Annotated in this window: 23 protein-coding genes and 1 pseudogene; 13 read left to right on the top strand and 11 right to left on the bottom strand. The window is 73.4% G+C overall.

Features of this window, described 5'->3' with window-relative positions; all coding sequences use genetic code 11:
• Positions 1-32: 32 nt before the first annotated feature.
• Positions 33-155, top strand: a pseudogene (locus tag ACZ6R6_RS00740) (hypothetical protein); the annotation flags it as partial.
• On the opposite strand, the gene ACZ6R6_RS00735 reads toward ACZ6R6_RS00740, so the two are convergent.
• The 5 genes from ACZ6R6_RS00735 to ACZ6R6_RS00715 all read right to left on the bottom strand — a co-directional run bounded on the left by ACZ6R6_RS00735 (position 119) and on the right by ACZ6R6_RS00715 (position 5,602).
• Positions 119-1,210, bottom strand: coding sequence for a glycosyltransferase family 2 protein (locus ACZ6R6_RS00735; RefSeq protein WP_470089039.1), 1,092 nt, complete (start codon positions 1,208-1,210; stop codon positions 119-121). The pseudogene ACZ6R6_RS00740 and the gene ACZ6R6_RS00735 overlap by 37 nt on opposite strands.
• Positions 1,210-2,226: an iron-containing redox enzyme family protein gene (locus tag ACZ6R6_RS00730; protein ID WP_470089038.1), complete on the bottom strand. Its 1,017-nt coding sequence runs from the start codon at positions 2,224-2,226 to the stop codon at positions 1,210-1,212. The genes ACZ6R6_RS00735 and ACZ6R6_RS00730 overlap by 1 nt, the downstream gene beginning before the upstream one ends.
• A 38-nt stretch (positions 2,227-2,264) precedes the next feature.
• On the bottom strand, positions 2,265-3,038 hold the full coding sequence (locus ACZ6R6_RS00725; protein ID WP_470089036.1) for a class I SAM-dependent DNA methyltransferase: 774 nt from the start codon (positions 3,036-3,038) through the stop codon (positions 2,265-2,267).
• Positions 3,039-3,132: 94 nt separating this feature from the next.
• Positions 3,133-4,875, bottom strand: coding sequence for a proline--tRNA ligase (locus ACZ6R6_RS00720; protein ID WP_470089035.1), 1,743 nt, complete (start codon positions 4,873-4,875; stop codon positions 3,133-3,135).
• Positions 4,876-4,942: 67 nt separating this feature from the next.
• Complete coding sequence (locus ACZ6R6_RS00715; protein ID WP_470089034.1) at positions 4,943-5,602, bottom strand: hypothetical protein; 660 nt, start codon at positions 5,600-5,602, stop codon at positions 4,943-4,945.
• A gap of 113 nt (positions 5,603-5,715) precedes the next feature.
• Between ACZ6R6_RS00715 and ACZ6R6_RS00710 the strand changes: the two genes are divergently transcribed.
• Positions 5,716-6,687: an acyl-CoA dehydrogenase family protein gene (locus tag ACZ6R6_RS00710; protein WP_470089032.1), complete on the top strand. Its 972-nt coding sequence runs from the start codon at positions 5,716-5,718 to the stop codon at positions 6,685-6,687.
• 111 nt (positions 6,688-6,798) lie between these two features.
• Here the strand turns inward: ACZ6R6_RS00710 and ACZ6R6_RS00705 are convergent, their stop codons facing one another.
• Complete coding sequence (locus ACZ6R6_RS00705; protein ID WP_470089030.1) at positions 6,799-7,263, bottom strand: hypothetical protein; 465 nt, start codon at positions 7,261-7,263, stop codon at positions 6,799-6,801.
• A 238-nt stretch (positions 7,264-7,501) separates the two neighbouring features.
• Between ACZ6R6_RS00705 and ACZ6R6_RS00700 the strand changes: the two genes are divergently transcribed.
• The 5 genes from ACZ6R6_RS00700 to ACZ6R6_RS00680 all read left to right on the top strand — a co-directional run bounded on the left by ACZ6R6_RS00700 (position 7,502) and on the right by ACZ6R6_RS00680 (position 14,345).
• Positions 7,502-8,569, top strand: coding sequence for an LLM class flavin-dependent oxidoreductase (locus tag ACZ6R6_RS00700; protein ID WP_470089028.1), 1,068 nt, complete (start codon positions 7,502-7,504; stop codon positions 8,567-8,569).
• Entirely contained in the window at positions 8,566-9,693 is a 1,128-nt protein-coding gene (locus tag ACZ6R6_RS00695) for a phenylacetate--CoA ligase family protein (protein WP_470089027.1), read from the top strand. Before ACZ6R6_RS00700 ends, ACZ6R6_RS00695 begins: the two co-directional genes overlap by 4 nt.
• Positions 9,694-9,717: 24 nt before the next feature.
• The gene (locus ACZ6R6_RS00690; protein ID WP_470089026.1) at positions 9,718-11,319 is read left to right on the top strand and encodes an AMP-binding protein; all 1,602 of its coding nucleotides are present in this window, start codon (positions 9,718-9,720) and stop codon (positions 11,317-11,319) included.
• A gap of 338 nt (positions 11,320-11,657) precedes the next feature.
• Positions 11,658-12,956, top strand: coding sequence for an FAD-dependent oxidoreductase (locus ACZ6R6_RS00685; RefSeq protein ID WP_470089024.1), 1,299 nt, complete (start codon positions 11,658-11,660; stop codon positions 12,954-12,956).
• A 210-nt stretch (positions 12,957-13,166) separates the two neighbouring features.
• Entirely contained in the window at positions 13,167-14,345 is a 1,179-nt protein-coding gene (locus ACZ6R6_RS00680) for a DUF6986 family protein (protein WP_470089023.1), read from the top strand.
• A 6-nt stretch (positions 14,346-14,351) separates the two neighbouring features.
• Here ACZ6R6_RS00680 and ACZ6R6_RS00675 read toward each other — a convergent pair whose 3' ends face one another.
• The 3 genes from ACZ6R6_RS00675 to ACZ6R6_RS00665 all read right to left on the bottom strand — a co-directional run bounded on the left by ACZ6R6_RS00675 (position 14,352) and on the right by ACZ6R6_RS00665 (position 16,635).
• Entirely contained in the window at positions 14,352-15,026 is a 675-nt protein-coding gene (locus tag ACZ6R6_RS00675) for a copper homeostasis protein CutC (RefSeq protein ID WP_470089022.1), read from the bottom strand.
• Positions 15,027-15,069: 43 nt separating this feature from the next.
• Entirely contained in the window at positions 15,070-15,675 is a 606-nt protein-coding gene (locus tag ACZ6R6_RS00670; RefSeq protein ID WP_470089020.1) for a GNAT family N-acetyltransferase, read from the bottom strand.
• Between the two features lie 213 nt (positions 15,676-15,888).
• Positions 15,889-16,635 carry a GntR family transcriptional regulator gene (locus ACZ6R6_RS00665; RefSeq protein WP_470089019.1) on the bottom strand — a complete coding sequence of 249 codons (747 nt, stop codon included), beginning with the start codon at positions 16,633-16,635 and terminating at the stop codon, positions 15,889-15,891.
• Positions 16,636-16,770: 135 nt separating this feature from the next.
• Between ACZ6R6_RS00665 and ACZ6R6_RS00660 the strand changes: the two genes are divergently transcribed.
• On the top strand, positions 16,771-17,121 hold the full coding sequence (locus tag ACZ6R6_RS00660) for a hypothetical protein (RefSeq protein ID WP_470089018.1): 351 nt from the start codon (positions 16,771-16,773) through the stop codon (positions 17,119-17,121).
• Between the two features lie 210 nt (positions 17,122-17,331).
• On the opposite strand, the gene ACZ6R6_RS00655 is transcribed toward ACZ6R6_RS00660, so the two are convergent.
• A complete protein-coding gene (locus ACZ6R6_RS00655) occupies positions 17,332-17,718 on the bottom strand; it encodes a Zn-ribbon domain-containing OB-fold protein (RefSeq protein ID WP_470089016.1) in 387 nt (128 codons plus the stop codon).
• A gap of 2 nt (positions 17,719-17,720) precedes the next feature.
• Complete coding sequence (locus tag ACZ6R6_RS00650; protein WP_470089014.1) at positions 17,721-18,878, bottom strand: thiolase C-terminal domain-containing protein; 1,158 nt, start codon at positions 18,876-18,878, stop codon at positions 17,721-17,723.
• Between the two features lie 214 nt (positions 18,879-19,092).
• Here ACZ6R6_RS00650 and ACZ6R6_RS00645 point away from each other — a divergent pair, with 214 nt between their 5' ends.
• The 5 genes from ACZ6R6_RS00645 to ACZ6R6_RS00625 all read left to right on the top strand — a co-directional run bounded on the left by ACZ6R6_RS00645 (position 19,093) and on the right by ACZ6R6_RS00625 (position 23,308).
• Entirely contained in the window at positions 19,093-19,716 is a 624-nt protein-coding gene (locus tag ACZ6R6_RS00645; RefSeq protein ID WP_470089013.1) for a flavin reductase family protein, read from the top strand.
• Positions 19,713-20,858 carry an acyl-CoA dehydrogenase family protein gene (locus ACZ6R6_RS00640; protein ID WP_470089012.1) on the top strand — a complete coding sequence of 382 codons (1,146 nt, stop codon included), beginning with the start codon at positions 19,713-19,715 and terminating at the stop codon, positions 20,856-20,858. The genes ACZ6R6_RS00645 and ACZ6R6_RS00640 overlap by 4 nt, the downstream gene beginning before the upstream one ends.
• Positions 20,859-20,903: 45 nt before the next feature.
• The gene (locus tag ACZ6R6_RS00635; RefSeq protein WP_470089507.1) at positions 20,904-21,683 is read left to right on the top strand and encodes an SDR family oxidoreductase; all 780 of its coding nucleotides are present in this window, start codon (positions 20,904-20,906) and stop codon (positions 21,681-21,683) included.
• A gap of 179 nt (positions 21,684-21,862) precedes the next feature.
• A complete protein-coding gene (locus ACZ6R6_RS00630) occupies positions 21,863-22,597 on the top strand; it encodes an AfsR/SARP family transcriptional regulator (protein ID WP_470089011.1) in 735 nt (244 codons plus the stop codon).
• 189 nt (positions 22,598-22,786) lie between these two features.
• The gene (locus ACZ6R6_RS00625; protein WP_470089009.1) at positions 22,787-23,308 is read left to right on the top strand and encodes a hypothetical protein; all 522 of its coding nucleotides are present in this window, start codon (positions 22,787-22,789) and stop codon (positions 23,306-23,308) included.
• The last annotated feature ends 120 nt before the right edge of the window (positions 23,309-23,428 follow it).

Below are 23,428 nucleotides of genomic sequence, written 5' to 3'. Positions count from 1 at the left end.
TTCTCACCGGACCCATCGGGCACAAACTTCACATGCCGCGTGAAACGGACAGTTCGGTCACAGTGACCCCCTGCGAGGACGGGCCGTTGCTGCTGCGGGGGCCGTTCACGCTGACGACTCAGGACGGTGTCCCCATCGCCCCCGGCAGGGCCACGGTGGCACTGTGCCGCTGCGGGCGCTCGTCCGCCAAGCCCTTCTGCGACGGCTCGCACCGGCCCGCCGGGTTCCGGGCCCCGAGCGAGCCCGACCCGCCGGCCTGACCGCGCGTCCTGAGCCGCCGGCTCGAATGCGCGGCCGTCCGCATCCGGCGACCCGAGTAGGCGACCCCTCCCCGGAGGAACCGGGCCCCCAGCGCCAGCCAGCTGCAGACCGCCCGCTCCAACACCCACACCGGGGCGAACAGCGCGGTGACGAAGGGGAAGACCCGCCGCCCGCCGGCCCGGCGGCGGCCGATCTCGGCCAGCCCCACCACCAGCCCGGCACCGGCCAGGACCGCCCCGCGCCGCCGCAGCAGCACCCCGGCGGCCAGCGCGGGCAGGACGGCGAGGAAGAGCGCCATCCGGGCGGGCTGCGCCAGATCGTCGTAGGCCTGGCGTACGCGCTGGGACCAGAACCTCGCCGGATCGGGCGGCAGGCGGCGGACATAGAGGTCGAGCGGGCGGCGTTCGCGCCCGCCGTGGGCGCGGACGGTCCGGATGAGCTCCAGGTTCTCGAACAGCACGTCCCCGTCGTAGCCCCCCATCCTCAGGAAGGTCGACCGTCGCACGCCGAACGTGCCCGGATAGTCCGCGCCGAAGCAGCGGTTGAGCAGCGCCCTGGCGGTGTCCCAGCGGGCGTGCCAGGGCAGCGGGTCGAAGTAGTTCTGCGGTCGCACCAGGTCGGCCGTCCGCAGCAGGGCGTCGACCCCGGCCAGCTCGGCCTCGCCGTAGCGGACGTCGTCGTCGGCGATGACCACGTGCTCCGCCCGGGCCCGGCGCATCCCGGTGATCACCCCGGCGACCTTGCCGTTGGCGGACCCGAGGTCGCCGTCGGGCCGCACGTGCAGGACGAGCCCGCCCCAGAGGGCGGCGTGCCGGTCGAAGACCGTCTGCGGGGAGCCGTCGACGACGATGACCCGCGCGCTCCGCCCGAGCCGGCGCAGGTAGGCCGTCAGCTCCGCCAGGCCCGAGTCGTCGTCCCAGCGCAGCGGCAGCACGTAGTCGAGATCCATCACCGGCCGCCCACCGCCTGCCCCGCCTCGCGCAGCGACGTGGCCCCGCGCTCCCAGCGGTCCAGGACGTGCTCGGCGAAGAGACGGTCGAGCGTGAGGGCGCAGGCGGCCCCGTACAGGACGTCACCGGCCAGGGCGGGGTGCGCGGCGGCGAACCCGCCGCACATGTCGTGCCCGGCGATCTGCTCGTGGACGGCGTCGGCCTGCACGTGCTCGTCGTAGAAGCGGCAGGCCGCGGCGTCGCCGCCCAGCCGCCTCAGGCCCCGGCCGTATTTGCGGTTGGGCAGGGAGGAGGTCATCTCGAAGGCCGCGAGGTGCCCCAGCAGGGCGCCCCGGTGCCGCCGGTGGAGGCCGAACAGCGACATGGCGTTGCCGACCGCCAGGGTGGTCGCCGGGACCCGGTCGAGGTAGGCCCCGTAGGAGTCGTCGAGTCCCAGCCCGCGCATCGTGGCCCGGAACAGCTCCGAGTGCATGCGTTCGAGCCGGCCCCCGCCGTACTCGTCGGCCTGGATCTCCACCAGGGCCGCCTTGGCGCGGCCGCGCAGCCGGGGGATCGCCCATGTGTGCGGGTCGGCCTCTTTCAGGTGGTAGATCGAACGGTGCGCGACGAACTCGCGGAACTGCCCGAGGTCCGCCTTCTTCTCCAGGAACGCCGCCAGGGACGGGCCCTCGTCGGCGGCGGCCACCAGCTCCGCCAGGGCCCGGCGCATGCGCGCGGGCGGCGTGGGCGGCGCGGGGAGCGGGCGCGGCACGGCCTCCACCAGGCCGCCCTCGAACCGCCGTTCCAGCACCTGCCTGGCGGCCAGCAGCGACGGGTCCCACTCCCACCTGTCGTCCACCCCGTCGAAGCCCTGATAGTGCAGCTCGTAGCAGGAGAAGAGCGCGAGCTGGAGGTCTTCGTCCTCGACCGCCGGCCCGCCGGCGGGCGCGGGCAGCGGGCCGAGCTCGCGGGGCGGACCCGCCAGCCCGTCGAAGAGCAGGGCGGTGACGGGCCCTCGGGGCGCAGGTAGCTGCATCGCGGCCTCCCGGACGGGGTCAGGGCTCGGCGGGCGGGTCAGAGGCGGTAGACCGACACGTGCGCCCGGCTGTCGTCGGCGAAGGGGGCACCCCGCCAGTCGGCCCATCGGTGCTCGCGCTCCATGCCCGCCAGGCGTGCCATCAGGTCGAGCTCGGCTGGCCAGGCGTAGCGGTGGTTGGCGGGCAGGAGCCGCAGGCCGCCGGAGGTCAGGTCGATCTTGGTCGTGTACATCATCTGATCGGCCGGAGACAGCCGCGCCGCCTCCACGAAGACCCTGTCCTCGCCCAGCGACAGCAGGCGCAGCGCCGTGCCGTCCCGGAACGCCGCCAGATCGGGCGTCCACGCCTCGACCACGAACCGGCCGCCCGGCCTCAGGTGGGCCGCCGCGTTGCGGAAGCAGGAGACCTGGGCCTCCTGCGAGGGCAGCGCGAAGATCGTGTTTACGGCCAGCACGACCAGGCTGAACTCGCCCTCGACCCGGGTGCCGGCGAAGTCGCCCACCGTCACCGGGATGCGGTCGCCTCCGGGTTTGGCGCGCAGCACCTCCACCATCTCCGGGGAGCCGTCGACCCCCGCGACGGTCAGCCCCCGCGCCGCCAGGGGCAGCGCCAGCCGGCCAGTGCCGATGCCGAACTCCAGAACGGGACCGCCCGCGGCGAGCTCCTGGAGCCGCTCCACGGCGGGCTCCGTGGGGGCGTCCGCCATGGTCATGTCATAAATGTCCGCGATGGCGCGCCCGTACGCGGACGCGTCGAACTCCTGCGCCATGGGCCCCCGTCCCCCGATCCCCCGCACGCTCACTGTCCGCATGCGAGGGATGACCGTCGGTATCAGTGACTGGACTGCCCACCTGGCCGACGGGGGAAACGTGCGCGGTCCGGGGCCGCGGCGTCAGACCGGCGGGTCAGCCGCGGCAGGCGGCCAGGACCCGCTCGGCGGCCTCGGCGACGGGGATCTCCTCCTTGACGCCGGTGGCGCGGTCGCGCAGCTCGACGACGCCCTGGGCGAGGCCCCGGCCGACGACCAGGATCGTGGGCATGCCGAGCAGCTCGGCGTCCTTGAACTTCACGCCCGGGGAGACCCCGGGGCGGTCGTCCACCAGCACGCGCAGGCCACGGGCCTGGAGCTCCTCGGCGAGCTGGGAGGCGACCTCGATCTGGTTGTCCTTGCCGGTGCCCACGACGTGGACGTCCACCGGGGCGACCTCACGGGGCCAGACCAGGCCGAGCTCGTCGTGCCTCTGCTCGGCCAGCACGGCCACGGCGCGGGAGACGCCGACGCCGTAGGAGCCCATGGTGACGCGGATCGGCTTGCCGTCGGGGCCCAGGGCGTCCAGCTTCGCGGCGTCGGCGTATTTGCGGCCGAGCTGGAAGATGTGGCCGATCTCGATGCCCCGGTCGATGGAGAGGCCGGAGCCGCAGACCGGGCAGGCGTCGCCGGCGCGGACCTCGGCCGCCTCGATCGTGCCGTCGGCGACGAAGTCACGGCCGGCGACCACGCCGGCGGCGTGCCTGCCGGGCTCGTTGGCGCCCGTCACCCAGGCGCTGCCGTCGACCACGCGGGGGTCGACGAGGTAGCGGATGCCGAGGTCCTTGAGCACCTGCGGGCCGATGTAGCCGCGGACCAGCCCGGGGTGCTTGGCGAAGTCATCGGCCTCGAAGATGGCGGGCTCACCGGGGGCCAGCGCGGCCTCCAGCCGCTTGAAGTCGACCTCGCGGTCGCCCGGCACGCCGATGACCAGCGTCTCGGTCTTGCCGGAGCCGGGGGTCGCGACCTTGACCACGACGTTCTTGAGCGTCTCGGCGGCGGTGATGCCCAGGCCGTGGTGCTCGTTGACGTGGTTGACCAGCGACTCGATGGTCGGGGTGTCGGGGGTGTCGAGGACCCGCAGGGCCGGCCGCTCCCCGGTGATCGCGGCGGGGGCGGGGGTGGTGACCGCCTCGGCGTTGGCGGCGTAGCCGCACCGGTGGCAGGCGACGAAGGTGTCCTCGCCCGTCGGGGCGGGCGCGAGGAACTCCTCGGAGGCGGAGCCGCCCATCGCGCCGGAGGTGGCGAAGCAGATCTTGTAGTTGATGCCCAGGCGGTCGAAGGTCCTGATGTAGGTCTCGCGGTGCTGCTCGTAGGAGCGCTTGAGACCGTCGTCGTCCAGGTCGAAGGAGTAGGAGTCCTTCATGACGAACTCGCGGCCGCGCAGGATGCCGGCCCGGGGGCGGGCCTCGTCGCGGTATTTCGTCTGGATCTGGTAGAGCGTCACCGGGTAGTCCTTGTAGGAGGAGTATTCCCCCTTGACCATGTCGGTGAACATCTCCTCGTGGGTGGGGCCGAGCAGGTAGTCGGCGCCCTTGCGGTCCTTGAGGCGGAAGAGCGTGTCGCCGTATTCCGTCCAGCGGCCGGTCGCCTCGTAGTAGTCGCGGGGCAGGAGGGCGGGGAAGAGCACCTCCTGGCCGCCCATGCGGTCCATCTCTTCGCGCACGATGCGCGTGACGTTCTCCAGGACCATCTTGCCGAGCGGCAGCCAGGAGTAGATACCGGGTGCGACACGACGGACATAACCGGCGCGGACGAGCAGCTTGTGGCTCGGGACTTCCGCGTCTGCCGGGTCGTCCCTCAGCGTTCGAAGAAACAACGACGACATTCGCAGCAGCACGGCTACTCCTAGCTAGCAGGGATCGATGGCTACAGGCTATCGACTCGCGCAAGCCGGTCGCCTGTCTTTAAAGGCCGACGACGAACACGAAGTAGGTGGAAGCGATGATCAGCACCACCAGCGCCGAGCGGAGCCACCCCGCGCCCCGCCGCAGCCACAGCAGCAGCCCCACCACGAGCGCGGTCACCATCAGGACACTCCACGGCCAGAATCCGGCGACGTGCTCCGGCCCGGTGGGCAGCGCCTTGTCCATGGCGTCGAGCGCGAAGACCCCGCCCAGCACCCCGCTCGCGAGGTCTCCCCACAGGTCCTTGCGCCTGGTGAAGTAGGACAGCATGCCGAAGGAGGCGAGGGTCAGGAGCGTGAGGTTCAGCGTGGCGCCGTGGCTGCCGAGACTCAGGGACTCGCCGCCCGACCTGAAGATCGAGGCGGCCAGCAGCGAGATTATCGGACCGAAGGTGGCCAGCGCGCTGGTCAGCGCCGCCCAGCCGAAGCTGGCGGCGGTGCGTCCCACGACGACGACGAACAGCACGTAGGCATAGGGCTCGTAGATCGCGTACAGCAGGTCCGACTTGGAGGAGAGCACCGCGCCGAAGGCGCCCAGCACCATTCCCCCGACGAACGAGAGCACCATGTGGAGCACGATCGCCCGCTCCTGGCGATCGTCGGCGAGGAAGGCGGCCGTGTAGTTCTGGTCGAACGTGTAGTTCCGGTCAAGCGAAGCCACTGATCCCCCGATCCGCATTACCTTGTGGCCATGTGAAGCATATCTGACCTGCAAGAATGCACAAAATGCGGCAAATATTCCATAACAAGCAATCGCTTGTTTATGCTGGCCGGATGAGCCTGACCCAAGAGCAGTCCGAACTCCGTGAGGCCGTCCGGTCCTTCCTCGCCGAACGGCCCGGAGCCCCCTGGAGCCGGTTCGCCGCCGAACTCGGCGTCGCGGGCCTGGCCGTCCCCGAGGAATACGGCGGGGCGGGGTGCGGGATGGCGGAGGTCGCCGTCGTCTGCGAGGAACTGGGCCGCGTCCTGGCGCCCTACCCCTATCTGTCAACCGCGGTGCTGGCCGCGGAGGCGGTCAGGACCGCCGGGGACCGCTGCGCCATGGCCCGGCTGCTGCCGGGCATGGCGGATGGCTCAATCACCGCAACTGTGCTGTTCCCCGATGACGCGGATCTAACCTTCAGTGACGGAAAGCTCACCGGGGCCGCCCGTTACGCGCTGGACGCCGAGGTGGTGCTCGCCTACGTCGACGGCGAGCTGGTCGAGGCCGTCCCCTCCTCCCGGACGCCGCACACCACCTTGGACCAGACCCGTCCGCTCACCGCGCTCGCCTTCGACGCCGTCCCGGCCGTGCGGGTGGGCGACGGCGCGGCCTGCGGCCGGGTCCGGGATCTGGGGATCGCCGGCCTCGCCGCCGAGCAGGTGGGCGGCGCCGCCCGCTGCCTGGAGACGGCCGTGGCCCACGCGAGGCAGCGCCACCAGTTCGGCCGCCCCATCGGCTCCTTCCAGGCCGTCAAGCACAAGCTCGCCGATCTGCTCCTGCTCGTCGAGTCCGCCCGCTCCGCCGCGCAGGCGGCCGCCCGGGCCTCCGGGGACGACCTCCCCGTCCAGGCGGCCATCGCCGGCTCCTACTGCACGGAGGCGTATCTGACCGCCGCGGGCGAGAACATCCAGATCCACGGCGGCACCGGCGTCACCTGGGAGCACTCCGCCCACCGCCACCTCAAGCGCGCCACCGCCGACGCCCAGCTCTTCGGCCCCCCGCAGGCGCACCGCGGCCGGCTGGCCGCTGCCGCCGGCCTCTGACCCGCCGGGCGGCCGGGGCACACGGCGCGCGAGCTGGAGCACCTCGTCGCGCCCGGCGTCGACCTGGCCGAGGCACGCGCGGCGCGCGAGAAGGCCGCGGGCCCGGCGGGGTCAGCCGCCGAGGAGCACCACTTCCCAGGGCTGCCGGGAGGTGGTCCTGCGGGTGGTGTTGAGGGCTTCGGACATGCGCCGGAGGCCGGGACGGGCGCGCAGGCGCTCGCGCCCCACGGGGTCCGCCGCGCGCAGGACGAACAGGACGCCCATGACGTCGAGGGCGGCGGTGGCGGAGGTGGCCGGACCCGCCGGGACGGCCAGGGCGCCGGGGACGCCGGGGTCCCGGACGCGCTCGGTCAGCGCGGCGGCGACCTCGGCGGCGTGGGGGCCGTCGCGCCACTCGACGTGCCAGCTCTGGTCGCTCCCCCGCCACCAGGCCAGGTCCCGGCAGGACTCCATGAGCCCGGCCTCGCCCGCCAGCGCGGCCATCACCCGGCCCAGGGCCTCGAACCGGCGCCCGTCCTCGGGCGGCGCCTCGCCGGAGGAGGCGCGGGGCCGCCCCGCCGGGCCCGGCGTCCTCACCTCCGGGGGCGTGCCGTCCCGCCGACGCCGCGCGCCGGCTCCGCGCCGTCTGTCCGCCCCTGAGCTCACAGAGCCAACTGTGATCGGCGGGGCCCGTCCCCGCAAGCCCCGGTCCGGGCCCCGGTCGGGCGGGGTCGGCTTGTTGCCGTCCCACCAGGCTGGTAATCTCGCCAAGCGAGCGCTTGGTTAAGTGAAGGGCTCGCGACCGGGGACCGGATGTGACACAACGGAGGCGTGGATGACGTCCCTACGGATCAGCCTGGGATATGAGCTGGAGGTCCGCGGGCGCTCCCGCGAGGTCGAGCAACAGGCGTTCCAGAACGTGATCGAGCAGGTGGTGCTCGGCGACCGGCTGGGGTTCGACACCGCGTGGTTCGTGGAGCACCACTTCACCCGCGGTTTCTCCCACTCCTCGGCCCCCGACCTGGTGCTGGCCGCCATCTCCCAGCGCACCGAGCGCATCCATCTGGGCCTGGGCGTGGTGCTGCTGCCCTTCCAGTCCCCCATCCGCACGGCGGAGCGGGTCGCGACCCTCGACGTCATCTCCGGTGGCCGGGTCGAGTTCGGCACGGGCCGGGGCGCCTCCCCGCTGGAGTACCAGGCGTTCCGCAAGCCGTTCGAGAAGTCCCGGCAGATCTGGGAGGACTCACTGGAGGCGACCCTCGCCATCTGGAGGGCCGACGGGGAGCCGGTCAGCCGCTCCGGCGAGTTCTTCGAGATCCCCGACGTCGCGGTCTACCCGCGCCCCGCCCAGGTGCCGCACCCTCCCGTGTGGGTGGCCTCCACCTCGCTGGAGGGATATCTGGCCGCCGCCAAGCACGGCTACAACCTGCTCGGCATGACGATGCTGAAGGGGATCGACGACGTCGCCGACGACATCGCCCGCTACCGGCAGTGCCTGGCCGACAACGGCTTCGACCCCGACAGCCGCCGGGTCGCGCTGATGATCCCCTGGTACGTCGCGGAGACCCGCGCGCGGGCGTTCGAGATCGCCGCCGACCCGGTGCTGTGGTACATCCGGCGCCAGGTCAACCTGGTCACGCCGCCCGACTACTACGACGCCCGGCACGCCACCCACAAGGTCCTCGGCCAGCTCGCGGCCGGGATGCCGCCGGAGGAGGCGATGGCCACCCTCCGCGAGCACCACATGGTCGTGGTGGACGACGTGGAGGGCTCGCGCAAGGCGGCGGCCCGCATCGCCGAGGCCGGGGCCACGGACCTGATCCTCCAGGCCCAGGTCGGGGGGCTCGCCCACGAGCACGTCTGCGAGTCGATGCGGCTGTTCATGACCGAGGTGGCCAGATGACGGCCGGCCCGGGAGGGACCCGGGTCCGCGACCGGGGCGACGGGGCGGCGGCCGGCGACACGACGGCCTGGAAGACCCGGGGTGATCTCGCCGCGGCGGGCCGTACCGCGACCGGCCTGCTGCTGGTCTCCGCGGACGCCGGGAGCGTGGTCTCCGCCGGCGGGCCGGCCGAGACCGTCCGCGCCTACACCGCCGCGCTGGAGGCGGCGGGGGTGGGCACGACGGACCGGGTCGTGGTGGCGCTGTCGGGGGACGGCGAGCTCGCGGGCGCGCGGTGGGCGCTGGCCGCGGCCGAGACGGCCCAGGCGGCGGCCTCCGTCGGCCCGCGCGGCAGGCTCCGGCTGCACCACGCGCTGGAGTCGCTGAGGGCGACCACCCTGGTGATCACGCCGACCGGGGCCATGGACCTGCTGGCCAGGCTGCACCTGGAGTTCCTGCTCGACCCGCTGGACCTGGGCCTGCGGCACATCATCCTGACCGGGGAGATCGCCTCCCGGCGGACGATGCCGCACCTGGCGGCGGAGTTCGAGGCGGAGGTGACGGAGGTCTACTGCTCGCCGTTCACCGCGGTACCGCTGGGATGGCGCTCCTCGGAGACGGCGCCGCTCACCCTGTTCGATCCGGGGGCGGCGGGCCTGGCCCCGCTGGACAGGGACGAGCCGCTGACCGCTCCGTACGCCCCCGGCCTGGCCGAGGTGGTCGTCGCCGACCCGCCGACCGGCACGACGCTCCGCACCGGGCAGGTCGTCCGGCTGGCCGCCGGAGACGCCTTCCCCGCGCCCGAGCACACCGTCGGCGACCACGTGCTGGTACGCGGGGTGTGGCTGTCGCTGGAGCGGATCGAGAGGGCGCTCGGCAGGATCGACGGCGTCTCCGGCTGGGAGCTGGGCGTGGCCCGGGAGGGCACGCTCGACGCCGCGACCCTGACGGTGACCTTCAACCGGGAGAGTCTCGTCGGCAACCCCATGTGGAGGTCGCGCATCCAGCAGTCGCTCAAGGCGCTCACGCCGGTCACGATCGCCGTCGAGATCTGCCCGCAGGTCTCGGAGGCCGGCCCCCGGGGCGTGGTGAACGACGGGCGGGGCCACCATCTCGGCAGGGACCGCACGGCCATCGCCCGCTGACCCCCCTCGAAAGGCGCGACCGGCATGGAAGTACCCGGCTGGGGGACGATCCCCCGGATGCTCCGCGACCAGGCCAGCACCCACCCCTCCGACATCGTCGTGGACGACGGCGAGGTACGGCTGTCGCTCGCCGATCTGCGCGCCCGGGCCGGCGCCGTCGCCCGGGGCCTGATCGCCCTGGGCGTGCGGCCCGGCGACCGGGTCGCGATCTGGGGCCCCAACGACCTGGACTGGGTCACGAGCGCGTTCGGCGTCTGGGACGCCGGGGCGGTGCTCGTGCCGCTCTCGGCGCGCTGCAGGGGCATCGAGGCCGCCGGCACGCTGCGCGGGACCGGGACGAGCGTGCTGATCACCGGAGACGGCCTGGACGGCACGGTCTTCACCGACCTGCTGGCCGGCGCGGCGGGCGGGCCGGGCGCCGGGCGCCCCTACGCCGGCCTGCCGGAGCTGCGGCAGGCGATCGTGCCGGAGCGGGTGCGACGTCCCGGGACGGTGCGGCTCTCCCAACTGCTCTCGGACGGGTCCCGGGCCGGCCGGGCCGAGGCGGAGGAGCGGGCGCTGGCCGTACGGCCGGGCGACCTGTGCGAGATCATGTCCACCTCCGGCACCACCGGGACGCCCAAGGGCGTCATGCTGGAACACGGCCACACGCTGCGCGGCTACTGGGACTGGGCGGAGATCGTCACCCTCCGCCCCGGCGACCGCTATCCGGTCATCGCGCCGTTCGCGCACGGTTTCGGGCTCAACGCGGGGCTGCTGGCCTCGGTGATGCGCCGGGCCGTGATGACGCCGGTCCCGGCGTTCGGCCCCGACCTGCTCATGGACCTGATCCGCGACAGGAGGATCACGGTCCTGGCCGGGCCGCCGACGCTGTTCCACCGGCTGCTGGAGGAGCCCGACCTCGGGGAGCACTCGCTCCGGGTGGCGATCTGCGGCGCGGCCTCGGTGCCCGCCGAGCTCATCCGCAGGCTGCTGGAGCGGCTCGGGCTGGAGCGCATGATCAACGCCTACGGGCTGATGGAGGGCACGGTCGTCTCCATGACCAGGGCGGAGGACCCCGTCGAGGTCGTCGCGTCGAGCACGGGCCGCCCGGTGCCGGGCATGGAGGTCAGGATCGTGGACGAGCGCGGCGCCGAGGTCCCGCCCGGCGGGCGCGGTGAGATCGTCGTGCGGGGCTACGGGGTCATGCGCGGCTACTGGAACGAGCCGGACAAGACCGCCGAGGTGATCAGGGACGGCTGGCTCCACACCGGTGACATCGGCGCCTTCGATCCCGGCGGCAACCTCGCGGTGGTGGACCGCAAGAAGGAGCTGTACATCGTCGGCGGGTTCAACGTCTCCCCCGCCGAGGTGGAGGGCCTGCTGCTGCGGGAGGGCTCGCTGGCCCAGGCGGCGGTGGTCGGGGTGCCGGACGGGAGGTCGGGCGAGGCCGGGTGGGCGTTCGTGGTCCCCCGGCCGGGCGTCGCCGTCGATCCGGCGGGGATCGTCGCGTGGGCCGGGGAGAACATGTCCGACTACAAGGTGCCCAGACGGGTGGTCGTGGTGGACGCCCTGCCGGTCAACGCCAACGGGAAGATCGACAAGCAGGCCCTGCGCGCCCGGGCGGCCTCCCGGGCACAGGTGTGACCGACCGGCGGTCCCCGCGGCCCGGCGCGCGTCGGGCGTCGGGCGGCGGGCGGCGGGTGGAGTGGGACGGCGACGGCCCCGACGGGTGAGACGCGATGAGGAAGGCCGCGGCGGGCGGAGTGGAGTGGCGACGGCCCCAGCGAGTTAGATCCGGCGAGAACGGCCTCTATGAGTGGGTACGACGGATATATACGGCATGACGTCGGATATATCCGCCGGGATGGCGGCGCGCGCACCGGCCACACGGGTTATCTGGATCATGTTGCCTGTCGAGGCTGGCAGGGCGCGCCCCGTTGATACAGAATCGCGTTCACGACAGCCCGCGCCTAGGAGGCGATGTGTCACTGCGAGTCGCGATCGTCGGATCAGGGCCTGCCGGGATCTACACGGCCGAGGCGCTGATGAAGCAGGCCCCCGGGGCCGTCGAGGTGGACGTGCTCGAGCGGCTGCCCACGCCCTACGGCCTGGTGCGGTACGGCGTGGCCCCCGACCACACCTCGATCAAGTCGATCGCACAGTATCTGCGCCGGGTGCTGGAGCTGCCCTCCGTGCGGTTCCTGGGCGGTGTCGAGCTGGGCAAGGACGTCGGCGTCACGGACCTGCTGGACTGCTACGACGCCGTGGTCTACTGCACCGGCGCGATGGTGGACCGGCGGATGGGCATCCCCGGTGAGGACCTGCCCGGCAGCGTGGCCGCCACCGACTTCGTGAACTGGTACTGCGGCCACCCCGACACGCCCGCCGACCGCTTCGTCCTCGACAGCCCGGAGGTCGCGGTGATCGGCGTGGGCAACGTGGCGGTGGACGTGGTGCGCGTCCTCGCCAAGACCGCCGAGGAGCTGCGCGCCACGGACGTGCCCGACGAGGTGCTGTCCCGGCTGGCCGGCAGCCAGGTCAAGGCCATCCACATGATCGGCCGCCGGGGGCCCGAGCACGCCAAGTTCACCCTGAAGGAGCTCCGGGAGCTGGGCGAGCTGACCAACGCCGACGTGTGCGTGCGGCCCGAGGAGGCGGTGGCGGACGTCACGGACCTGCCGCGGCAGGTCCGGGGGAACGTCGAGGTGCTGCAGGGCTGGGCCGCCCGCACCCCGGTGGGCCGCCCCCGGAGACTGGACGTGCGGTTCTGGATGCGCCCGGTGGAGATCCTCGGCGAGAGCCGGGTGGAGGCGCTCAGGCTCGAACGGACCCGGCTGGTGGACGGCCGCGTCGTGGGCACCGGCGAGTTCGAGACCCTCCCGGTCGGCATGGTCCTGCGCTCGGTCGGCTACCAGAGCGTGCCGCTGCCCGGCGTCCCCTTCTCCGAGGCCACCATGACCGTCCCGAACGAGGCCGGCCGGGTCCGTGACCGCGAGTACGTGGCCGGCTGGCTCAAGCGCGGTCCCACCGGCGTGATCGGCACCAACAAGTCCGACGCCGCGGAGACGGTCCGCACCCTGCTGACCGACCTCGCCGGCCGCGAGCCGGCCCGCCACGCCGACCTGGACGACCTCCTCGCCTCCCGGGGCGTCTCGCCCATCACCTACGGGCACTGGCTGGCCATCGAGGAGGCGGAGGCGGCCCTGGCCAGGACCCTGGGCCGCGGTGAGCGCGTCAAGCTCCTCGGTCTCGCGGCCATGCTCACCGCCTCCGGCCGATGACCCGGCGGTGAGGCGGGCCGGTGCCGGAGGTCGGCGGCCCGACCGCCACACCGGCCCCCCGGGTCGGCCGCTCCCGCGGGCGCTCGGCGACATCACCGACGGGGCCCCGCGCGGAGCCCGGACCGTCGCACCGCGCGGGCATGGACACGGCGCCCGGGAACGGCCGAGCATTGAGGGGCGAAGCCCGGCCCGCCCACGAGGAGCACCGCCATGCGCGTCACACTCGCCGACCCGTCGGCCCTGATCCCCGGCTTCGAGCAGACCCACCGCGAGCAGTCGGCGGCCTATCCGGCGACGGCGGCGACGGTGGGGTGGCAGCCGGTGCACACCGTCTACGTCCCCGCCGACCGGTTCGACGCGGGGACCGTGGCGGCCTGGGGGGAGGAGGCACGGGACCTGCTCGGGCGGCACCTGTCCAGGAAGGACCTGGCCAGGCTCTTCGAGATGCACGAGCAGACCGCCAAGGCCGTGCACGAGAAGGTCGCCGCCAAGCTCGGCCGGGAGCCGATCGAGGACCTGCGGGTGGACTTCGAGGACGGCTACGGCCTGCGTCCCGGGGAGGAGGACGGTCACGTCGCGCGGGCCGCGGAGGCCGTCGCGGCCCTGCACGCGGACGGGACGCTCCCGCGCCGCTGGGGGCTGCGGGTGAAGTCGTTCGCCGACGGCGACCCGGTCCGGAGCCTGCGCACGCTGGACGGGTTCCTGACCGGGGTGATCGACCGGGTCGGGCACCTGCCGGAAGGGTTCGTGGTCACCTTCCCCAAGGTCCTGATGAGGGCATACCTCGGCCAGTTCGCCGACTGCCTGGAGGCGCTGGAGCAAGGACTCGGCCTCGCCGGTGGCACGCTCCGGTTCGAGATGCAGGTGGAGGCCGCCCAGACGGTGCGCTTCCTCGACGCCGGCCTGGTCTCCTCGCTCGGGGGCCGGCTGGCCGCGGCGCACTTCGGCGTCTTCGACTACACGGCGAGCTGCTCCCTGCCCCCGCACGAGCAGCGGCTGGACCACCCGGCCTGCGACCACGCCCGGCACGTCATGCAGACGGCCTTCGCCGGGACCGGGGTGGAGCTGTCGGACGGCTCGCTGGCCGCCTCTCCCGCCTCCGACGACAGATACGTCGTGCGGAACCTGTGGTGGCGGCACGTGGCGCTGATCAGGCACTCCCTGAGCCACGGCTTCTACCAGGGCTGGGACATGCACCCCTCACACCTGGTCAGCCGCTACGTCGCGGTCTACCACTTCCATCTGACGCGCTATGAGGAGTACGCGCGGCGGGTGCGCGCCTGGGAGGAGCAGCGCGAGGCGGGCGGCGGCGTGATGGACGAGCCCGCCACGGTCAGGACGATGGCCGCCGCCCTCCGCCGCGCCGACCTGGCCCTCGGGACGGCCTGACGGCCGTCAGTCGATCAGGGCGCGCCACCGGCGGACCAGGTGCGGGTCGACCGGGTCGGACCACGACGGCCGCACGGCGCTGCCGACGTGGAAGGCCCGCACGCCGTACTCCAGCAGCGCCGGGACGTGACCCGGCCGGAGCCCGCCGCCCGCCATGATCAGCGGGCCGTCGCCGGCCTCACACCGGGTCTTGAGCAGCGGCAGTCCGTCGGCCACGCCGCTGGGCGCGCCCGAGGTGAGGACGGTGGCGAGGTTGGGCAGCAGCCGGACGGCCCGCCAGCCCGCCTGGAGGTCGGCCGCGTGGTCGACCGCCCGGTGGAAGGTCCAGGGCAGCGGGGCGACGGCGTGGATGAGCGCCTCGGTGGCGGCCAGGTCGACCGCCCCGGCGGAGTCGAGGAAGCCGAACACGAACCCGGCCGCGCCCGCCTCGGAGAGGGCCCTGGCATCGCGCCGCAGGCCCTCCAGCGACTCGGGCGTGGCCAGGAACGAGGGCTCGCCGCGCAACATCACCATCTGCGGCAGCGCGCACTCCTTGGAGATCGCCGCGACCGTCTCCACCGCGGGGGTGAGCCCGTCCGACGCCATGTCGACGACGATCTCCAGGCGGTCGGCACCGCCTTCTTCCGCCGCGACGGCGTCACGCACGTCGAGCGCGATCACCTCAAGCAAGGATCCGGTCATGGGGTGAGGCTATCGGATGACTTTGTCCTAGGATCGCCGTGGTTCAGACATGCTGCCTCACGGAAGATCCACGCAGGTCGACGAAGGGCAGCGCGGCACCGGCGGCACCGCCGCGCAGACCTCCGGCGCGCTGGAACAGCGCCCCCGAGGCGCGGTGCGGCAGATCGACCGTGCGGAGGTGGGCGAAACGCTGGCCCCGATAGTAGTCCTGCAGTCGCGCGTTGTCCTTGGAGCAGTCAAGCCGGAGCCAGCGCCTGCCCGTCGCCAGCACCCGCAGGCCCGCCCAGTCGAGCAGCGCCTCCCCCAGGCCGCGGCCGGAGTGGGCCCGCGCCACCGACAGCTTGTGGACGTAGAGCGCCGACTCCGGGCCGTCCTCGGCGGCCCAGAACTCGGGGTCGGCGTGGCCGTCCAGGGCGAGGGTGGCGGCGGGCCCCTCCTCGCCGTCCAGCAGATACATGGTCCCCTCCTCGATCAGCGGGGCGATGCGCTCGGCCGGGAAGCCTCCGGCGGGCCACTGGCGCACGCCGCGGCGGTTCAGCCAGCCGGCCGTCTCGGCGAGGAGCGCGAGCACTCCCGGGAGGTCGGTCCCGGTCGCTCTGCGCAGCGCGAGCCGGCGTGCGGTGGTGGGGCGGAAGGCGTCGGAGTGCATGGTTGATCCCTTCGTTGCACTTGGTGCGGGAGTGGACACGGACAGTGGCCGGATGGTGGCGCGCGGTATCCATGCCCGGCTAGGCGGGGCGCCTAGGGGTCTGAGGGGAGCGGAGGGGACAGGCCGCGCCTGCCCGGCCGGCCGGCGCGACCCGGTGGTCGCCCGCGGCGCGGACGGTGTTCGGGCCACCCCGTCAGGGCGGCCACGGAGACGTCAACGGCTTTCCAGCTCGTATCTGATCAGGTGCTTGTCGGCGGGGAGCACCGAAACGGCGACACGTACGGCGGTGTCGGTCTCGTCGTATCCGACCCGGACGTAGACGACCACGGGCGTCCCCGACTGGAGCTGGAGCCGCTCGACCTCCGAGCTGGTGGGCATCCGCGCCCAGATGTCGTCCACCACGCGGACCTGGGGGTGGCCGAGCTCCTCCAGCACCCGGTTGGCGCCGCGCATGATGTCGCCGGGACGGGCGATCTCGGAGCCGGCGACCAGCGCCAGGGGGAAGTAGGAGTCGTTGGTGTTGTACGGCTGGCCGTCCACGAACCGGAGCCTGCGACGGACCACGGCGAGCTCCTCGTCGGGCAGCTCCAGCCTGCTGGCGATCTCCTCGACGGGCTGCACGATCGAGACCTCGATCTCCTGGCTGGGCTCGCGGCCCTCCTGGGAGACCGCCCAGGCGAAGGCCTCCCTGGTCTCCTCGGGCTGCGGCTGGAGCTCGCGCTGGGGGTGGATGAGCAGCGGGCGGCGCTCCCTGACCACGGTGCCCCTGCGCGGGGTGCGGGTGACCAGGCCCTCGTTGACCAGCTCACCGAGGGCGAGCCGCACGGTGTTACGGCTGACCTGGTGGGTCAGCATGAGCTCCGCTTCGGTCGGCAGCTGATCTCCCGGTCCGAGCGCACCGGAGTAGATGGTCCTCCGAAGCTCGGAGGCCACCAACTGATACAGCGTTGACCGTGCCATTTAGTCCCCTTTGTGCCAACAAAACTAGACGATCTGGTTCTAGCGGGGAACAGCCCCTTGACCCAACCTCCCAAGACCCGCATCATCCAATCGTTGGTACAAATCCATCGAAAGGTCGGCGAGGAGGTGAGACCGGTGCCGTCGATCCGCGCGGACGCGCCCTACCTGCCCTGGCACGATCCCTGCGAGGCAACACGTTTACTGCGCTACGCGTTGCATCGCCAGGGATTCACCCACACCTACCAGAGCAACGGGAGCGGGATGTCCGTGCTTTCGGTGCTGTCCGATCTCACCGTGTGGTGCAAGAGCGGCCTGTTCGTGTGGAGCGAGGCCGGCCGCGAGACCTCCCACCCGGCCGGCGACCCGGTCGGGGCGGCGCGTCTCATCTCACGCCGCCACCGGTCGCCGGCCCGCGGTGCCCCCTCCGGGGAGAGGACGGGCCCCCGGGGCCACGCCTCTCCCCCCACCCGCTCCGCGCGCGATTAGCCGGTGCCAGGACCCCAACCCTCGCCGGGGTCCTCACACCGCCGCGCCGGGGACGGAGCGCGTCCTGGCGGGTCCCCCACGCCCGCCAGGGCGCGCTCCCCGTCAGGACGCGCCCTCCGCCGGCTCCGGCGGCCCGTCCCGACCCCGACCGGACGTGCGGCCCGGGGCCTCCCCCGGCGCTCCCGGGCCGCCCGTCCCACCACGGCCGCGTCACTCCGCCGGCCGCCAGTTGATCAGGGACAGCTCCTCGTCCACCACGGCGAAGACCGCCCGGACGGGCCCGCCCGCGACCGGCGGCTCCGGCCAGTCCCAGTTGCCGTACATCACGCATTCGGGCGCGTCCGCCAGCCGTACCATCACCACGACATAGGGCTCGGTCACTCCGGCGAGGAAGGGCTGGTGGCTGACGATCCAGCTCTCGACGCGGCCGGCCGGGGCGATCGGCCGCCAGTGCCACCGGCGGGTCCGGCAGCGGTGGCAGTAGGCCCGGGCCGGGAAGCGGAGCGTGCCGCAGGAGTCGCACTCCTGGACGGCGAGCTCGTGCCGGGCGACCCGCTCCCACCACTCCGCCGAGTCGCGATCGGTGACCGGGCGCACGCTCACCCCTTCCGGAGGATCAGGGCCGAGGTGGCGGGCAGGATGTAGCCGGGCTGGGCGGTGGACAGGGCCACCTCGGCGCCCTCCACCTGCCGCTCGCCCGCGTCGCCCCGCAGTTGCGAGACGGCCTCGGCGATGTGGTTGACGCCGTGCACGTATCCCTCGGACAGGAACCCGCCGTGCGTGTTGACCGGCAGCTCGCCGCCGAGAGCGGTGGCGCCGGAGGCGACGTACGGCCCGCCCTCGCCCTTGGCGCAGAAGCCGTAGTCCTCCAGCTGCACGATCACCGAGTAGGTGAAGCAGTCGTAGATCTCGGCCACGTCGATCTCGGCGGGACCGACACCCGCCTGGCGGTAGAGGCGGGGGGCCAGCTCGGCCGCGGCGGTCACCGTGACGTCCGCGCCGCCGCCGGACAGGAAGGAGTCGCCGCCGCCCCACGCCGCCGCGGAGATCAGCACGGGCGGCCGTCTCAGGTCACGGGCCCGGTCCGCGCCGGTGATGACGATCGCGCAGGCCCCGTCGGTCTCCAGGCAGCAGTCGAGCAGCCGGAACGGCTCGGCGATCCACCGGCTGCCCAGGTAGTCGTCCAGGGTGATCGGGGTGCGCATGAGCGCGCGGGGGTTGCGCGCCGCGTTGGCCCGCTGCGTGACGGCGAGCCGGCCGAAGTGCTCGGGCCGCGTGCCGTATCTCGCCATGTGGGCGCGGGCGACCATCGCGTACTGCTGCGGCGGCGCGAAGTATCCGTAGGGCGCCTGGTACTGCACCTCCGGGCCGGGCGGCAGCCCCCGGCCCGTGCCGCCCATCCGGAACTCCGAGCGGGCGTTGATCGCCCGGTAGCAGACGACCGTCTCGGCCACCCCCGCCGCGACCGCGAGCGCGGCCTGCCCGACCACCGCGTGGGAGACGCTGCCGCCGCCGAACTGGTCCAGGTGCCAGGCCGGCCGGTGGATGCCGAGCGCGGGGCCGACCACCGAGGGGGCGGCGGAGTCGCCGACCCGGTGGGTGGCGATCCCGTCGACGTCGTCGGCGGTCAGTCCGGCGTCCTCCAGCGCGGCCAGGACCGCCTCGCAGGCCAGGGTCAGCGTGCTCACCCCGGAGTCCCTGGACAGACGCGTGTATCCGACCCCCGCGACGGCCGTACGGTCCCGGAAACCGCCCACGCACACCCCTCCGAATACAAGCAAGCGCTTGGCCGAAGGCTAGGCAGGGCCGGGCCCGGGTGTCAACGGGGCGTGACGGCCACCACTTTTTCCGGCACCCCACTGTCATCCAAGCAAGCGCTTGGTAATATGGACGGAGACGGCGGAGGACGCCGTCCGCCGCCGAACTTCCCTCGGGGGCCGACCTGGCGCGATCGAGGAGGCGAGTGCGACCATGAACACCCATGCGGCCCGGCTGCTGGAGCCGGACGGTCACCTGCGCGTCACCCCCGGCGCACGCGGGATCATCGCCAACGGAGTCGCCATGCACAGTGGCCTTCCCCAAGGCCTGTCCGACGGAGCCGACAACCGCGCCCAGGCCGTGGACGGCACATGGTTCCGCTCCGTGCTGGGCCATTTCGCCACCGGCGTCGTCGCCATCACCGCCATCGACCCCGACAACGGCGAGCCGTGCGGCCTGGCCGCCAACTCCTTCACCTCGGTCTCGCTGGACCCGCCCCTGGTGGCCTTCTGCGTGGCGCACACCAGCACGAGCTGGCCGCGCCTGCGCGCGGCCAAGACCCAGACCGTCAACGTGCTCGCCGAGCACCAGGAAACGGTCTGCGCCGCGCTCGCGAGCCGGGGCGGCGCCAAGTTCGCCGGCCTGACCTGGACCGACTCCCCCGGCGGCAACCCGGTGATCGACGAAGCGCTGGCCTGGATCGACTGCACGATCGAGGCCGAGCACCCGGCGGGCGACCACGTCATCGTCGTCGCCCGGGTCCACCAGCTCGGCCTCCACGGCGACGGCGGGCCGCTGCTGTTCTTCCGGGGCGGCTACGGCCGGTTCCGCTCATGACCCTGCGCGAGGAGATCCGCGCCTGGCTGGCCGAGCATCTCGACGGCGAGTTCGCGCACGCCCGCGGTCTGGGCGGGCCGGGCCGCGAGCACGAGGGCCACGACGTCCGCCTGGCCTGGGAGCGGCTGCTCGGCGAGGCCGGCTGGACGTGCCTGGGCTGGCCCAGGCGGTACGGCGGGCGGGAGGCGACGCTGGAGGAGCAGGTCGCCTTCCACGAGGAGTACGCCCGCGCGGCGGCCCCGGCCAGGGTCGGGCACATCGGCGAGGGGCTGATCGGGCCGACCGTCATCGACCACGGCACCGAGGAGCAGCGACGGCGCTTCCTGCCCCCCATCCGGCGGGGCGAGGAGCTGTGGTGCCAGGGCTACTCCGAACCCGACGCGGGCTCCGACCTGGCCGGCGTGCGGACCCGCGCCCACCTCGAAGACGGCCACTGGGTGATCACCGGCCAGAAGGTGTGGACCTCGCTGGCCCACGTGGCCGACTGGTGTTTCGTGATCGCCCGGACCGAGCCCGGCTCGCAGCGGCACCGGGGCCTGTCCTACCTGCTGGTCCCGATGGACCAGCCGGGGGTCGAGGTCCGGCCCATCGTCCAGCTGACCGGCACCAGCGAGTTCAACGAGGTCTTCTTCGACGGCGCCCGCACCCCCGCCGCCAACATCCTGGGCGCCCCCGGCGAGGGCTGGCGGGTGGCCATGGCCACGCTCGGCTACGAGCGTGGCGCCTCCACCCTCGGCCAGCAGATCGGCTTCCAGCGGGAGTTCGCCAGGGTCGTGGAGACCGCGAGGCGGACCGGGGCCGCCGCCGACCCGGTGCTGCGCGACCGGCTGGTCCAGTCGTGGCTGGAGCTGCAGATCATGCGCCTGAACGCGCTGCGCACGATGACCTCGCTGTCGGCCGGGGAACCGGGCCCCGAGGTGTCGATCGGCAAGCTCTACTGGTCGGAGTGGCACCGGCGGCTGGGCGAGCTGGCCCAGGCCGTCCAGGGCCGGGAGGGCCTGGTCGCCGACGGCCCGCCGTACGAGCTGAACGACCTGCAGCGTCTCTACCTGTTCAGCCGCGCCGACACCATCTACGCCGGGTCCAGCGAGATCCAGCGCAACATCATCGCCGAGCGCACCCTGGGCCTGCCCAAGGGCTGAGACGGCCGTGCCCGCCCCCTCTCCCGCCGGAACGGAGCCCAGGTGATCCATCCGCCTCCCCCCTACCCCCGCCCGCACGGCCTGCTCGACGGGAAGGTCACGCTGGTCACGGCCGCGGCCGGCGCGGGCATCGGATACGCCACGGCCCGGCGCTGCGCCGAGGAAGGCGCCAGCGTGGTCATCTCCGACCGCCACGAGCGGCGGCTGGGCGAGGCCGCCGACGCGCTGGCCGAGCTGACCGGGGTCCGGCCGCTCGCGGTGCCGTGCGACGTCACCTCCGAGGCCCAGGTCCAGGAGCTGTTCGAGGCGGTGGAGCAGGCGCACGGGCGGCTGGACGTGGTGGTCAACAACGCCGGCCTGGGCGGTACGGCCAGGCTCGTCGACATGACCGACGGGCAGTGGGACGCGGTGCTGGGGGTGACCCTCACCGGCACGATGCGCTGCACCCGGGCCGCCCTGCGGCTGATGGCCCCGCGGGGCTCGGGGGTGATCGTCAACAACTCCTCGGTGATCGGCTGGCGGGCCCAGGAGGGCCAGTCCCACTACGCCGCCGCCAAGGCCGGGGTGATGGCGCTGACCAGATGCGCCGCCGTGGAGGCCGCCCCGCACGGCGTCCGGGTCAACGCGGTCGCCCCGTCCCTGGCCATGCACCCCTTCCTCGCCAAGGTCACCAGCGACGAGCTGCTCGCCGAGCTCACCGCCCGCGAGGCGTTCGGCCGCCCGGCCGAGCCGTGGGAGGTGGCCAACGTGATCGTCTTCCTGGCGAGCGACTACTCCACGTACATGACCGGCGAGGTGGTCTCGGTCTCCAGCCGCCACCCGTAGGACCGCGGCGGCGCCGTCCGCCCGGACGCCCGGCGCCGTCGACATCGGCCCAGCTCAGGGCCGAGATCGACGAGTTCGGGTGGGTCGACACAGCCTGAGTGGGTATCGGACAATAGTCGGAGATGGAAGGGCTGCCGACCGAACGGCTCTGTTCCCCGAGGTGGGGGGACGGGAGGACCATGGAGAGCAGCGACCAGTCCCCTCCGCGTGTCGCCCTTCTGGGCGGCTTCCGGCTGCTGGCCGCGGGCGGCCAGGTGACGGTCTCCGGCGGGTCCGAGCGCCTCCTGGCGTTCGTCGCCCTGTGCGGCCATCCCGTGCCCCGCAACCTGCTGGCGGGGACCCTCTGGCCCGACGCGCCGGAGCGGCGCGCGGGGGCGAGCCTGCGCTCGGCGCTGGTCCGCCTGAACGGCGCCGGACGGCAGGTGCTCAGCGTCGGCTCGACCGAGATATGCCTGCGCCCCGGGGCTCACGTCGACTTCCACGAGGCCCGGTCGCTGGCCCAGCGCGTCCTCGACCCCACCACGCCGACCCACGAGCGGGACCTCAGCGCGGAGGCCGTCGCCCTGCTGTCGGACAGCCTGTTGCCCGGCTGGTACGACGACTGGGCCGTCGTCGAGGCGGAGGAGTGGCACCAGCGGCGCCTGCACGCGCTGGAGGCGCTGACCGCCGACTTCATCGCGGCCGGCCGGCACGCCGACGCGGTCGCCGCCGCCAGCGTGGCCGTGCGCGCCGAACCGCTGCGCGAAAGCGCCCGCGCCGCGCTCATCCGGGCCTACCTGGCCGAGGGCAACCAGGCCGAGGCGCTGCGGTGCTTCGAGCACTACGGCCACCACCTCCAGGCCGAGCTGGGCCTTCAGCCGACGCCGCGCCTGTGCGGACTCGTCGCCGGGCTGCGCCCGGACGCCGGCCGCTGACGGCGGTCTCGGAGGGGCGGCCGTGGGAAACGCCGGTGGAGCCCGGCCTCCTGCGGCGTGGTCACGCCCGCATCACACCGGCGTCGCGGCCGGGTGACGCCGGGCTGGTCACGATGAATGTGGAGGTCAGAGCCGGACCCGGCCACCGGATGGTGCCGTGGACGGTCCTGCCGCTGAAAGGAGACAGGCATGCATGGCAAGCGACGTCTGCTGCTGATGGGGCCGGCGCTCCTGGGCGCCCTCGCACTGGGACCCACCGTGCCCTCGCAGGCCATGGCCGTCCCCGGCCCCGTGCAGCCGGCGGGGACCGGCACCATGGTCAACCTGACGACCGTGCTCACGTCCACATCCGAAAAGCCCGGTAAACGGTACAAAGCGGGTAGACGAGACGGCTTCGCGGACGGCCGGAGCGACTGCAAGGCCGGGCGGTCCCACGACCTCAACATCAGCGGTTCCGGGAACTACGCTAGGGGATTCCGGGACGGCTACAACGAGGGCTACCACAGCTGCACACCGCCCAAGCCCTCGCCCACGACCACGACCACGCCGCCCGGTGGCGGCAGCGGCGGTAGCGGTGGCGGGTCCGGCGGCGGCAGCGGCGGATCCGGCGGCGGCAGCGGCGGATCCGGCGGCGGGTCCGGCGGCGGGTCCGGTGGCGGGTCCGGTGGCGGGTCCGGCGGCGGGTCCGGCGGCGGCATCGGCACCCGGTAAGTGAGAATGTCCGAGCGGGGAGGCGGCACGGCGTCCGCCGCCACGCCCCTCCCCCTCGGTCCGTGCCGCGCCGTGCCGGGGAGCGGTCACGACCGGCCGGCCATTGGTACGTTCCAGATC

It is taken from the genome of Streptosporangium sp. NPDC048886 (assembly GCF_055586905.1).
This window is presented reverse-complemented; position numbering and strand designations above follow the sequence as displayed.